Annotated in this window: 9 protein-coding genes; 4 read left to right on the top strand and 5 right to left on the bottom strand. The window is 68.9% G+C overall.

Annotation, left to right across the window (positions count from 1 at the left end; all coding sequences use genetic code 11):
- Nucleotides 1–169: 169 nt before the first annotated feature.
- The 5 genes from ACIHAO_RS06230 to ACIHAO_RS06210 form a co-directional block, all read right to left on the bottom strand.
- A complete protein-coding gene (locus ACIHAO_RS06230; RefSeq protein WP_396555040.1) occupies nucleotides 170–1,426 on the bottom strand; it encodes an ATP-grasp domain-containing protein in 1,257 nt (418 codons plus the stop codon).
- A complete protein-coding gene (locus ACIHAO_RS06225; protein ID WP_125795177.1) occupies nucleotides 1,419–2,678 on the bottom strand; it encodes an acyl-CoA dehydrogenase family protein in 1,260 nt (419 codons plus the stop codon). Before ACIHAO_RS06225 ends, ACIHAO_RS06230 begins: the two co-directional genes overlap by 8 nt.
- Nucleotides 2,675–3,991 (bottom strand): acetyl-CoA carboxylase biotin carboxylase subunit family protein, encoded by a 1,317-nt coding sequence (locus tag ACIHAO_RS06220; protein WP_396555039.1) that lies wholly within the window; start codon nucleotides 3,989–3,991, stop codon nucleotides 2,675–2,677. Before ACIHAO_RS06220 ends, ACIHAO_RS06225 begins: the two co-directional genes overlap by 4 nt.
- Nucleotides 3,988–5,247 (bottom strand): MFS transporter, encoded by a 1,260-nt coding sequence (locus ACIHAO_RS06215; protein ID WP_396555038.1) that lies wholly within the window; start codon nucleotides 5,245–5,247, stop codon nucleotides 3,988–3,990. Before ACIHAO_RS06215 ends, ACIHAO_RS06220 begins: the two co-directional genes overlap by 4 nt.
- Before the next feature lie 751 nt (nucleotides 5,248–5,998).
- On the bottom strand, nucleotides 5,999–7,123 hold the full coding sequence (locus ACIHAO_RS06210) for a S1 family peptidase (RefSeq protein WP_396555037.1): 1,125 nt from the start codon (nucleotides 7,121–7,123) through the stop codon (nucleotides 5,999–6,001).
- A 208-nt stretch (nucleotides 7,124–7,331) separates the two neighbouring features.
- On the opposite strand from ACIHAO_RS06210, the gene ACIHAO_RS06205 reads away from it, so the two are divergent.
- The 4 genes from ACIHAO_RS06205 to ACIHAO_RS06190 are packed head-to-tail and all read left to right on the top strand — an operon-like array spanning nucleotide 7,332 to nucleotide 12,583.
- Nucleotides 7,332–8,981 carry a fatty acyl-AMP ligase gene (locus ACIHAO_RS06205; RefSeq protein ID WP_396555036.1) on the top strand — a complete coding sequence of 550 codons (1,650 nt, stop codon included), beginning with the start codon at nucleotides 7,332–7,334 and terminating at the stop codon, nucleotides 8,979–8,981.
- Nucleotides 8,974–9,237, top strand: a complete 264-nt coding sequence (locus tag ACIHAO_RS06200) for an acyl carrier protein (protein WP_396555035.1) — start codon at nucleotides 8,974–8,976, stop codon at nucleotides 9,235–9,237. The genes ACIHAO_RS06205 and ACIHAO_RS06200 overlap by 8 nt, the downstream gene beginning before the upstream one ends.
- Nucleotides 9,238–9,242: 5 nt before the next feature.
- Nucleotides 9,243–9,554, top strand: coding sequence for a hypothetical protein (locus ACIHAO_RS06195; protein ID WP_396555034.1), 312 nt, complete (start codon nucleotides 9,243–9,245; stop codon nucleotides 9,552–9,554).
- The gene (locus ACIHAO_RS06190) at nucleotides 9,554–12,583 is read left to right on the top strand and encodes a WXG100 family type VII secretion target (RefSeq protein ID WP_396555033.1); all 3,030 of its coding nucleotides are present in this window, start codon (nucleotides 9,554–9,556) and stop codon (nucleotides 12,581–12,583) included. Before ACIHAO_RS06195 ends, ACIHAO_RS06190 begins: the two co-directional genes overlap by 1 nt.
- Nucleotide 12,584: the final 1 nt, after the last annotated feature.

Below are 12,584 nucleotides of genomic sequence, written 5' to 3'. Positions count from 1 at the left end.
GCCTTCACACGCTCAAGTTGTGACTGCCGGGCGGGGACGTTTCCGTTCCGTGAAGGGCCCCTTGAGGGACCCAGAGTCCCTCAAGGGGCCCTTCACGGAACGACGATCCGGAGTCGGCAGAAAGCCCCCCGACCGGACACTCATCCGAGCGCCGGGCCTTCACGCGTGTTCAGTCCTCTGACGTGACTTCGATACGGATGAGGCCCGCGGCCTTTTCCGCGCGCTGCAACGCTTCGGCGGGGCTGTCCGCGACGGCCATCACCAAACCCGTCCGGTCCCACGAGCTGCGCAGCCCGGTGAACCGGTGGCCCGGCTTGACCTGGATGTCCACCAGGAACACGCCTTCCACCTGCCTGGCCTGCTCGAGCCCGAGGACGGCGTCGATCACGCCCGGCTCCATCGGGACGAACCGGACGGCGGCGCCGCCCTTGGCGCGGCGAGGCAACTCGGGCAGCATCTCACCGCGCATCATCGCCACGTAGGAACGCAACAGCTCCATCGAGTAGGCGCGGTCGATGACCTCCATGATCCCGTCACCGGCGATCCGGCCGGCGCATTCCACCAGGTACGGCCGTCCATCGGAGACGATCCACTCGCAGTGCAGGATGCCGTCGGCGAATCCGACGGCCTCGACGACCTGACAGGTCAGTTCCGCGAGCTCCTCGGTGAGGTCGCCGGGAATGTCGGCCGGCACGATATGGGCCAGCTCGACCGGCCGCGGGCCGGGATAGAGCTGTTTGCCGGTGACGTTGGCGAACAGCTGCCGCCCGTCGCGGACGAGCATCTCGACGCTGTACTCGGGTCCTGGCACGTACCGCTCGACCAGCATGGACAGTTCCATCGGCCGGTCGGGGACGAAGATGCCCTCGTCCTGTTCGACGCAGCTCGCCCATGCCTGGCCGACCTCGGCAGGGTCACGGATGATCTGCGTGCCGACCGCGGCCTGCCGGTTCGCCGGTTTGAGCACCACCGGGCCGGGATGGGCGCGAAGGAACGCCAGCACGTCCTCCGGAGAGGACACGGTGGCGCTCTCCGGATTGGCCAGCCCGGCGGCCGCGCTGACCTTCCGCAGCATCGCCTTGTCCCGCAGGATCTGCGCGGCCCCCAGGGTCGCGCCCGGCAGGCCGTAACGTTCGGCGAGCCGGGCGGCGAACGGGGTGGCGTACTCGATCAGCGGGATCACCGCGACCGGGTCCAGATCCGGATGGGCGACGTAGAACTCGTCGGCGGAGCCGGGCCGGGCGTGTTCCCAGCCGATCAGTTCACCGACCAGGGGAGACCCGGCCAGCCTCGTGCGCAGATCCCGTTTCCGGATGACGTCCGGCTCCTCGACGAGGACGACCGAACCGTCGGGTTCGGTGCCGGTCAGTGCCATCAGCACCGGCGTCACGAACCCGACGATCAGGATGGGCCGCTGTTCACGCATCGGACTCGGTCTTGGGCTTGTCGACGATGCCGAGCATGAACCGCATGGACGGCTTGGCACCGACCAGATGCGCGCCGACCGTCTGGGTGACGCGGTCCCGCGCGGTCGGGTGCATGGCCATGGTCATCGAGTCGCGCAGCCACCGGTTCATCGGGTCGCCCGACCGGATGGCCGCGGTGCCGAGCAGGTCGCAGAGCCGCTGCACGACCCGCTTCGACATCTGGAAGGCCTGCCAGCCGGTCAGCGCCGGGGCGACCCGCTCGTCGGGAGTGAGATCGTCCAGCGTGCCGGTGCCGTCGGCGGTGACCTCCCATTGACGCTGCAGCGCCTGGTAAACGCCGGCCCGTGTCGTGCTGTAGTCGGCCTCGCATTCGGCGAGGGTGATCTGGATGCGCTCGTTGTCCTTCCAGGCCACGCCGCTCATCCGCCACGGCGAGCCCTTCAGCATGTCGACCCGTTCCATGGTGAGGCCGCGGACGTAGTCCAGCGCGGCCCTCGCCACGCCGAGCGGGACGCCGCACATGCTGCGCTGGATCACGTCCGGCTGCACCAGCGGTCCATTGGGGACCTGCGGGTTGTCGAACGTCAGGGTGTGGTTCTCCGGGACGAACACGTCCGTGATCGTGTAATCGCTGCTGCCGGAGCCGCACAGGCCGAGGGTGTACCAGTTGTCGACGGATTCGATCTCGTGGCCGGGCACCATGAACAGCCGCGACTCGTGCGGATTGCTGCCGTCCGGGCTGGCGTAGGGCTCACCGTTCTCGAACACCATGGCCCCGGACGCCACCCAGTCGGCGTGCGTCGAGCCGCTGCCGAAACTCCAGCGGCCGGTGAGCCGGTAGCCGCCGGGAACACGTTCCGCGTGCCCCGTCACGGGGAGCACGCCGGCGGAGTGCATGTCGATGCTGGTGAACATCCGGCGGGCTTCGTCCTGGTCGAGGAAGTTGGCGTGCAACCCGATGTCCGAGCCGAGTTTGGCGCACCAGCCGACGGACGCGTCGCCGTACGAAAGCGCTTCGATCACCTCGGTCTGCTCCATCGAGGTCATCTCGGGGCCGCCCCAGTCGCGGCTGAAACCGATCCGGAAGACACCGGCGTCACGCAGCAACTCGACCACGTCCGCGGGCAGGCTCCGGTTCTTTTCGATCTCCGCCGCCCGCTCGCGCAGGATCGGTGCGAGCGCCTTCGCGTTCGCGAGGATCTGCGCGCCGGTCAGCGGCCTGTCGGTGCGGACGGGTTCGGTCATGGTCATGCGGAAACTCCCTCGTGTTCGTCGACGTCGAGCAGCCCGGCGGGCATCTCGAACGCGGTACCGGGTGCTGGTGGGTCCACCGGATCGGCGTCGACCCGCACCAGTGCGGCCGCCGCGTCCAGTCGCCGGGCGCAGGTCTCCCGGTCATCGGCTTCGCACACCACGAACGAATGCCGGGCGATGTAGCCGCCGGGCGGCAGCCGCAGGGTGCTTCCCGGGTCGACCATCGGCGACGCGACGACCAGGCCCGGCGCTTCGGCGGGGACCGTGACTTCGTGGACCAGGCAGTCGTGATCCGGGTAGCCGAACCGGATCCCGGCGACCGCGTGCCGGGTCGGGGCGATGACCGGCCGTCGCCCGGTCGCCACGGCGAACAGGATCTCGCCGGGGTCGAGACCGGTGGCGGTCCGGCCGAGGAACGGGATCAGGTCACCGCCGAGGCGTCCGTTGATCTCGATGATCAGCGGGCCGCGGTCGGTCAGCCGGACCTCGGAATGGGTGATGCCGTCCTCCACGCCGAGCGCGCGATGCGCCCGCGCCAGGACGTCCATCAGTTCGGTGTCGTGCAGCAGCGGATCGCCGGCGTCGACGACGTGCCCGGTCTCCTCGAAGTACGGCTGGTCGCCGGTTTCCTTGCGGGCCACGAACATCGGCAGGTACTCGCCCTTGTACACGGCGGCGTCGATGCTGATCTCGGGCCCGGAGACGTAACCCTCCACGATCGCGCCGCCGCCGTAGCGGCTCTGGTCGACGGTGGCGGCGCCCATGGCGACCCCGAACGCCGCGTCCACTTCGGACTCGTCGGCGGCGTACACCACGCCGATGCTCGCGCCCATCGCCCTCGGCTTGAGCACCACCGGATACCCGATCCGGGCGGCGGCGGCACGGGCCTCGTCGAGCCCGGTGGTCAGGGCGTATCCCGGCTGCGGCAACCCTTCCGCGGTCAGCACGGTGCGGGTGCGGTTCTTGTCGCGGCAACCGCGGACGCCGTCCACGCTCAGCCCGGGGACCCCGAGTTCGGCGGCGAGTTCCCCCGCGGCGAGCACGACCGGCTCGTCCCAGCACATCAGGCCGGCGATCCGGTGCCGTCCGGCCACCTCGCGGGCGGCGGCGAGCATCTCGTCCGCGTCGAACACGTCCGTGTGGACGATCTCGTCGAAGTACGCGTGCTGCCAGGTGGGTTTGAGATTGTTCAGCAGCACCAGGCCGAGTCCGGCCTCGCGGGCGCATCGATGGATGGACGAGACCAGGTACTCGCGGTACAGCTTCAGTCCACTGCCGATGATCAGCAGGACACCGTTGGCTTCGTTCATGGTCGCTCTCCCACGACTTCCGGTTCGGGTTCGGCCACTTTTTCCACCACGGGTGGTGATTTGAGGCCGTAGATGTGCATCGATCCGGCGATGACGGACAGCACCGCGCAGAACCCCCAGAAACCCGGGCCACCGAATTCGCTCCAGAGGAACAGCCCCAGGACCGGCCCGATCGTCGCGGCCACCCCGGACAACGTCTCCTTGGTCGCGATGTAGCGGCTTCTCAGCTCCACCGGGAAAGTCGCCGGATGAGAGGCCGTGCTCGGTCCGTGGATCATCAGCCCGGACACCGCCAGCAAGGCTCCGGCGATCACGAAGAACTGATGCTGCGCGATCAGCCCGTAGAGCGCGAATCCCAGCGCACTCACCAGGTTGCCGAACAGACCGGCGAGATTCTTCGGGATCCGGACGATGTAGGTGGTGATCTTCAGTTCACAGGTGATCAGCACAACCGAGGAGATCACCAGCACCGTGCTGTACAGCCCCACCGGATAGCCCGCGTCGACGATGTTCAGCGGCAGCACCGCGACCCAGCCGGCGTAGATCATCATGCCGAACAGGCCCGCCACCAGATAACACAGGAACCGGGTGTCCCGGATCATCGTCGCGTACACCGCGCGAGCGCTCAGCGCGGGAGGAGCGTCGGCTTCGGCCTCGTGCGGGGTGTTGCTTCCCTTCGGCAGCAACACGAACGCCAGCAACGCCCACAGTGCCGCCGTCATCCCGTCCAGCCAGAACAGCAGATCCCAGTTCACCTGGATGACCACGGCGGCGATCAGCGGCGCCACGGCCGCACCGATGTTCAGCGCGATGCGCATCATCGAAAAGCCCATGACCTTGTGCTCTTCCGGCATGTACTCCGCGAGCAGCACCGCGGCCGCCGGCCGGTACGCCTGGATCGCCAGCCCGGACAGCGCGACCGCCGTGACCAGTGCCCAAGGCGTGCCCCGGACCAGCGGGATCGACGCGACGAGCGGCGCCGCGCACGTCATCACCGTCACGATCGTGGCGCGGCCACCGAACCGGTGGGTCAGCTCGCCGCCGAGCATGGCGCCGAAGATCGCCCCCACGCTGTACGCGGCGAGGCAGACCCCGGCGAAACCGACCGAGGTCCCCCGGAACGTCAGGTACAGGATCAGGAACGTCTGCACGAACGCGCCCAGCTGGTTGACCAGCACACCGCCGAGCAGATACCTGACGGGCGCCGGGGTCGACCGCAGTACCGCGAAGACGCCGGTCCTCGTGGCGCCGGTCATGCGGACCCGCCCGGCTTCGCCCGGCCGCCGATCGCCGATACGTCGACTTCTCGCTCAGTCACACATCCTCCAGAGTCGGATACCCGCGGTGGTTCACGAGACTTACCGGCGCGGGTCCAGTCCATGGGGAGGTGGTGCCGACGTGGCCGACCGGTGACCGAAGGCTAAGTTCGGATCTTGCCCGGCAGGTAGGGGAACTGTTCCCGTCGGTTCGGGAATCTCGCACGCGAGAAGGCGTGAGCGTCGGGGCCGAGAGGGTCACCAGCCGCGACGACTGCGCCTTCCTTGCGCCTAGTGTCCTGCGCCGGAAATTCGCGCCGTTAATCCGTATCGATAGCCGGCCGTTTCGCGCCTGGCCCGGGGGTATGAGGTGCGTCGCGAAAGCCACTTTCGCGACGCCTGGGGTCGCGAAAGTGGCTTTCGCGGCACGGTCACCCCATCCTTCGGCACCACGCCGAATTACCACACGAACTTCCGACTTGCGCCTAGGTACAGGAAGGAGTCCTTATGCGAGTCCCCGAGGAAGCGCACCGGTCCGTGAGGGCCTCCTTGCCTACCCTGAAGGTAGGGAAGGAGGCCCTCACTACCCGCCGATGTGGTCCCTGGTGGCGCTGGGACAACCGTGACGTCAACGGCGCGGCGCGATCACGCTCGCCTCGTCGAGGCTGGCCAGTTGCGAGGACGTGAACTCGACATCCAGCGCGCCGAGGTTGTCATCCAGCTGGGCGGGGGTGCCGGCGCCGATGACGCTTCAGGCGGTGACGAGCGACAGGCCGTAGGTCTGCAGGATCTCGTTCACCGGCTGGAACCAGGTTTCGCCGCCGGAACCGCAGTTGCCCCAGCCACCGGAGGTGACGCCCTGCGCCTGGTCACCGGTGATGAAGGAGCCGCCGGAGTCGCCGGGTTCCGCGCAGACGTTGGTGCGGGTCATCTGGTGCACCGCGCCTTGCGAGTAGTTCACCGTTTCGTTGTGCCCGAGCACGGTGCCGCAGTGCCAGTGCGTGGTCGAACCGGACCGGCACACCGAGGTGCCCACCGGCGCGACCCACGATCCGCGGACGAGCGCGTCGCTCACCGTGCCCCAGCCGAGTACGACCGGTGCGGTCCACCAGCCGTTGCCGATCCGGATGAACGCGTAGTCGTTGCCGGGGAAGGAGGAACCGGCGAAGCTGCCCATCGCCGATCCGTCCCAGCCGGCTACCGGGCTGCCGTTGCCGCCGCAGTGGCCGGCGCTGACGAATCCGCCGTGGACGGAGAAGCCGATCGAGCAGCGGGTGTTCCCGTTGATGTAGTACGGGTCGCCGCCGACGGTGCCCGCCGCGAACGGTTCGGCCTTGGGTGCGGTGACCACCGTGACCGGACCGGATTTCCTTGCCCTGGCGAGGAATTCGTCGACGTCGGCGCCGTGTGCGCCCGGGCGGACGGCGACCACGACACTGCCGCTGCGCGGGTCGGCACGCCAGCCGCTGACGGCCGCGGGGGCGGGCCGGGTCTTGGTCGAGGAGTCGACCTCGGCCTTCGCCGCGTCGAGCCGGGCCGCGCTGATCGCGACCGCGGCGGGTTCGGCACCGGCTTGCCGGACGGCGGCGGCCGCCGCGGGATCGGTCACCCCGACGACGAGTTCGCCGCGCGCCGGATCGAACCAGGCGCCGCCGAACGCCGCACCGGCGGCCCGCTGGGCGCCGGGCAGCACCCGGGAGGCGGTCATTTCCTGGGTGAGCCGGGTCGAGGCCTGCGCGGCGGTGAGCCCCAGGTCCCGCTGCATGGCGGCGATCAGTCCGGGGGAAGCCTGCGCGATCGGGGCGAGGGCGGCGGAAGTGAGACTCGCGGTCAGGACGGCGGCGCCGCCGACTGCCAGGGCGATTCTTCGACGCATGGTCTAGTCCTCCAAGGCCGGGGGAAAGAAACACACTGCTCGCCGAGTGTGCGGCCGAGGTCGGTGAAAGGGCGAGAAATGTCCGGTCTTCTGTCCGGAATTCACAAGAGCGAATACCGGCGGATCACGCCCGGGATTGTCTACTTAGGACGGTCGGTCACGCGGGCCCTCCGAGCGCCCTCCCGGTGGTTCCAGTACGTTGCCGGATATGACCGCGTCGCCGGAGGATGTGCCGGAACAGGTGCTGCGCACCTCGATCGTCGAGCGGCTGTTCGCTCGCGAAGCCGACCCGCGCCCGCTGTTCACACATCAGGACCACGGCGCCGGTCTGGACCACACGGTCACCTGGACGGAGTTCGTCTCCCGGGTGCGAGTGGTCGCCGGGGCGCTGCGTCAGGTCACACGGCCGGGTGATCGCGCCGCCGTCCTCACCGGCCAGGACCTGAATTACCCGTTGGCGTTCTTCGGGGCGCTCGCCGCCGGCCTGGTGGCCGTACCGCTGATGGCTCCGGGCAGCCCTGCCCAGCGAGGCAGGCTCACCGGTGTGCTGGCGGACTGCGACGCGAGGGTGTGGCTGACCTCCGCTGCCGCCGCCGTGAAGGTGCGCGAGGTCGGGACACCTGAGCAGCTGATCGTGGTCGACGAACTCTCCGGGCCGGGCATCGATCCGCTCCCCGTCACCTCCGAGAGCCCCGCCTACCTGCAGTACACGTCCGGGTCGACCCGGGAGCCCGCCGGTGCCGTCATCCCGCACCGGGCGGTCGCCGCGGCGTGCTGGCAGGCGAGCCGCGCCTACGCCGTCGACGAGAACACGACCTGCGCCGGCTGGATCCCGTTCTTCCACGACATGGGCCTGATCCAGCTGCTTTGCCTGCCGGTCCACGCGGGAGCGCGAGCGGTGTTCATGTCGCCCGCCGAGTTCGTGCACCGGCCCGCGCGATGGCTCCGTCAGCTCGCCGATCACCCGGCCGTGTTCACCGCCGCGCCGAACTTCGCCTTCGACCTGGCCGTCGAAGCCGCCGGCGAGGCAGGGGACGAGCTCGACCTCTCCGACGTCCGGGTCGCGCTCAACGGTGCCGAGCCGGTGCGGCCGCGTACGGTCGCGCGGTTCCTGGAAGCCTTCGGCCCGCGCGGATTCCGGTCTGAAGCGCATCGTCCGTCCTATGGCCTGGCCGAGGCCACTGTGTACGTCGCCAGCGCGGGGGCCGAAGGGCCACGGGGCGCGGTTTTCGACAGGGAGGCCCTCGCACAGGGCCGGGCGATCGAGGTGCCCGACGGCCAAGAACTCGTCTCGGTCGGCCGTCCGCTCGGACAGCGGGTGCGGATCGTCCGCGACGGGGTGGCACAGCCCGACGGCCTCGCCGGGGAGATCTGGATCCACGGACCGAACGTCGCCGCGGGGTACTGGGGCCGCGGCGACGAGGCCGCGTTCGCGGGCGAACTCGACGGCCTCGGCGGCTGGCTGCGCACCGGTGACCTCGGCGTGTTCCACCGCGGCGACCTCTACATCACCGGCAGGCTCAAGGACCTCATCGTCATCGACGGCCGCAATTTCCATCCGCAGGACATCGAAGCGGTGGCGGGGGAAGCGCATCCGGCGATCCGCCGCGATCGTGTCGCCGCCTTCGGAATCTCGGACGAAATGGGCGAAGGGGCGATGGTGGTAGCCGAATGGGCAAAGAACGCCGAAGCCGATGTCAAAGAAGTCACCAGAGTGGTATTGCGCGCGGTGTCACGGGAACATGATCTGACGTTGCGATCGGTACGTCTGGTTCCCTCCGGTGACCTTCCGCGCACTTCCAGTGGCAAGGTCGCGCGTGCGGCGGCGAGGGCGCGTTATAGTCGGCCCCGTGGGTGATCACCGCGCGGAGGTCGTGAAGGTCGTCAGCGAGACTTTTCGGCTTGATCCCGCCGAAATCGAGTTCGACGCACCACTCGAAGAGCTGGGCATCGACTCCAAAGGACGGATAAGACTCCTATCGGCGCTGGAGATCTACCACGACGTGAGGATCGATCTGGACCAGCTGGACCGGTTCACCGACATCGGGTCGGTGGCCGAAGTCCTCGCAGAGGCACTCGGCGGAAATGCCGGCGAATCCGACGAAAGGCGCTGAAAAGAATGAGCGGGGGCTTCACCGCGGCGACCGAGGCGCTTTCTTCGGCGTCGAAGAACATCGGAAAGCTGACCGAGCAGTTGCTCGAGGACAATCCGGATCTGTCGAGTACGCCGGTGAACGCGGCCGGCTTCGGCCAGGCTCACGGCGACCACGCGAAGAAGTACACCGACGGGGTGGCGGCGTTGTGGGCGTCGGTCCAGGGGTACAGCACCACGCTCGGCTCGTTCGGCACGAACCTCGGCACCGCCGGCACCGCCTACGGCACCAATGAGGACGAGCAGAGGAACAAGATCACCGAGACGGGGATGCGCTAGTGGCCACCGAAACCACCTGGACCGACGTCAAAGCCGTCCTCGACGACCCGGCCGTTCCCGCCGAGAAGAAGACCCAGCTCATCGGCTCGTGGATGCGGACGCATCCGGCGCCCCCGCCGTGGACGGCGGACCAGGAGCCGGAGGAGATCAAGCAGAAGCGCAAGGAAGCCGAGAAGTACATGGCTTCCTACAACGCCCATCCGTTCCTGCCCTACGACGACGACGTCGACAAGGTCTTCAAGGAGGCGAAAGGCGCGGGCGATCAGGCCAGCTTCAACCGTAACGCGGAGAAGAAGGCCGTCGACGAAGGCAACAAGAAACTCGACGGCACCAAGGAACCCACCGCGGAAGGCGCCGGGACCAAGACGTCGGACGAGATCTTCGACGCCGCCGTGCCCGCGCTGAAGGTCTTCGAGACCTTCGGCTCGTTGCTGGCGAAGCTCCCGGAAGACTGCCGTGGTACCACTCGCGCGCTCGACTTCGAGAAGGACATCAAGAAGCCGTTCGACGAGCAGCGCGGCATCAGCTTCAAGAACTTCGTCGACGACGCCGCCCACTTCAAGACCGGGTCGACGACCATCGACAAGGCCATCGACGACACCGGCTCCCAGCTGAACACCCTTTACGGGACCTGGACCGGAAAAGCCGCGGACGCCTCGTCGGAGAACTACAGCGAGAAGATCCTCCCGAAGGCCAAGAAGCTCTCCCAGACGCTGAACAACGCGAGCGAAGCGACGCTGCACACCACCGCCACGGTGTTCAAACTGTGCAAGGGCAAGGCCGACACGGTCATCGACCTCTACAAGGAGATCGTCGGCAAAGCGGACTTCCCGATGGCGCAGAAGGTCATCGCCATCGCCGCCGGTGAGAAGAGCGGCAAGGAGGACCTTGGCGCTATCGCGGGCTGGATGGACGTCAACTTCGGCTCCAACCTGGTCCAGCAGTTGAACAACGACGGCTGCTGCGACGACGACGAGTTCAAGAAGGCGGGCCAGGACCTCGCCAAGCAGTGGATCCAGCGGCAGTTCATCCCCGAGATGTGGACCATCATCTACGAGGGATTCGCCAAGTCCTGCAAAGAAACCAAGGATTTCGTCAACCAGGCCTACGACGAGCTCGACAAGGTCATGGGCAAGGTCAAGAACGAGTTCGAAGGCGCCGGTGACAAGGGCGGTGCCGGTGGCGCGGGCGGTCCCGGTGGCACGGGTGGCGGACCTGGCGGCACGGGCGGCGGTCCCGGTGGCAAGGGCCCGGACTTCACCGGTGGACAGGGCGGTCCGGGAGGAGGCCCTGGCGGCGGTACCGGTGGCGGCCCGGGTACCGGTGGCGGTACCGGCGGCGGCCCGGGCACTGGTGGTGGGCCCGGTGGTGGGCCGGGCAACGGCCCGGACTTCACCGGCGGCTCCGGCGGTGGACCGGGTGGCGGCCCTGGCGGCGGCCCGGAGGGCGGCTCGGGCAGCGGTCCGGGTGGCGGCTCGGGCCCGAGTGGGTCGGGGCCGGGCGGTTCCGGCCCGGGCGGTCAGGTCAAGCCTCCGCCGGTCCCCGAGGTGAACATTCCGGAGGGCGGCACGGGCGGAACGCCGGGCGGCTCCGGCGGCGGCCCCGGTGGCGGTCTCGGCGGCGGGCCGGAGGCGAACAAGGACCAGACGTCGCCCTCGGGCTCGGTTCCGCCGCCGTCGAACGGCGACGAGCAGAAGGCCGCGGCCGAAGAGGCGAAGAAGCAGGCCGCCGCGGCGGCCGAGAACGCGAAAAAGCAGGCGTCCGAAGCGCTGGGCAAGCTGGGTGACGGTCCCACCGGTGCCGACCTCGGCGGTTCCGGCGGTTCCGGTCCTGGTGGCGGCACCGGTGGTGGCCCGGGTGGTGGCGGCAACACGGACGCCGCCGCCGAGGCCAAGGCGGCGGCCGAGAAGGCCACTGAGGACGCGAAGAAGCAGGCATCCGAAGCGCTGGACAAGATGGGCGACGCCCCCGGCGGCCTTGGTGACAGCGATTCGAAGGACACCGATTCCAAGACTGCCGACGAGAAGGCCGCGGAAGAGGCGAAGAAGAAGGCCTCCGATGCCTTGGACAAGCTCGACGACGAGCTGCCCGGAAAAGACGGCGACAAGCTGACCGGCGACAAACCCGGCGAAGACGGCGACAAGGCCGAAGACGGCGAACGCGAGACTCTCAAGGTCAAGCAGGGCGACACGACCTTCGAGATGACCGAGCCGGACAAAGACGGCGAGATGGAGATCAAGGTCGGCGACGGTTCCGGGCCCGCCAAGGACTTCAAGCTCGACTGGACCGGCGACGGCGACGAGTCCAAACTGGGCTCCACTCCGGGGCCGGACGACGGCAAGCCGGACAAGGACGACGTCCACCGCCCGGGTCCGGACGGCAAGATCCACATCCAGGACGGCGATGTGAAGATCACCGCCGAACGTCCCGACGGACCGTCCGGGCCGACGGTCGTCACCGTCGACGACGGCACCGGCAAGCCGACCACGTACACGCTCGGCGAGGAGAAATCCCTCGCGGACAAGGCCGCGCAGCCGCTCACTCCCGTCACCGGCACGACGCAGCCCGAGCCCCGTCCGGCGTTCACCCCGCACGAGGGTGGTGGCGGAACGGTGCCTGACGGCATCGCCGCCGGTGACGTCAGCGGTGGCGGTTCCGGTGGCGGGGGCGGCGGAAGCGCTTCGATGCCTGCAGCTCCTTCAATGCCTTTCGAAGCCGCGACGGGCCAGTCGTTGTCCGAGGGGCTGCACACCGGCGGTGGCGCGACCCACCAGCCGCAACCCGTGGCTTCGGGTGCGCCGTCGGCCCCGATGGGCGGACCCGCCGGCCAGTCGTTCGGCGGTGGCGCGATGCCGCCGATGGGCGGCATGGGCGCCGGTGGAGCGGGCGGTGCGGGCGGCGACCAGGAACGGAGCAACCGCGCGTACCGGATCGAGGGTGAGGTGTTCGACCAGATCAACGAACCCACCGGCCGGATCACCGGCTCGCTGCTGGACGATGAGGATCAGTCGGTCACCCGTAAGCGGTGAG

It is taken from the genome of Amycolatopsis sp. NPDC052450, assembly GCF_044547565.1.
GTDB lineage: Bacteria > Actinomycetota > Actinomycetes > Mycobacteriales > Pseudonocardiaceae > Amycolatopsis.
Note: the sequence above shows the minus strand (reverse complement) of the source record. Positions and strands in the feature narration are given on the sequence as shown.

Excerpts from the sequence above, each read along its gene's own strand:
- ACIHAO_RS06225 (WP_125795177.1), bottom strand. The coding sequence starts at position 2,678 with ATGACCATGACCGAACCCGTCCGCACCGACAGGCCGCTGACCGGCGCG.
- ACIHAO_RS06210 (WP_396555037.1), bottom strand. The coding sequence starts at position 7,123 with ATGCGTCGAAGAATCGCCCTGGCAGTCGGCGGCGCCGCCGTCCTGACC.
- ACIHAO_RS06205 (WP_396555036.1), top strand. The coding sequence starts at position 7,332 with ATGACCGCGTCGCCGGAGGATGTGCCGGAACAGGTGCTGCGCACCTCG.
- ACIHAO_RS06220 (WP_396555039.1), bottom strand. The coding sequence starts at position 3,991 with ATGAACGAAGCCAACGGTGTCCTGCTGATCATCGGCAGTGGACTGAAG.
- ACIHAO_RS06195 (WP_396555034.1), top strand. The coding sequence starts at position 9,243 with ATGAGCGGGGGCTTCACCGCGGCGACCGAGGCGCTTTCTTCGGCGTCG.
- ACIHAO_RS06215 (WP_396555038.1), bottom strand. The coding sequence starts at position 5,247 with ATGACCGGCGCCACGAGGACCGGCGTCTTCGCGGTACTGCGGTCGACC.
- ACIHAO_RS06230 (WP_396555040.1), bottom strand. The coding sequence starts at position 1,426 with ATGCGTGAACAGCGGCCCATCCTGATCGTCGGGTTCGTGACGCCGGTG.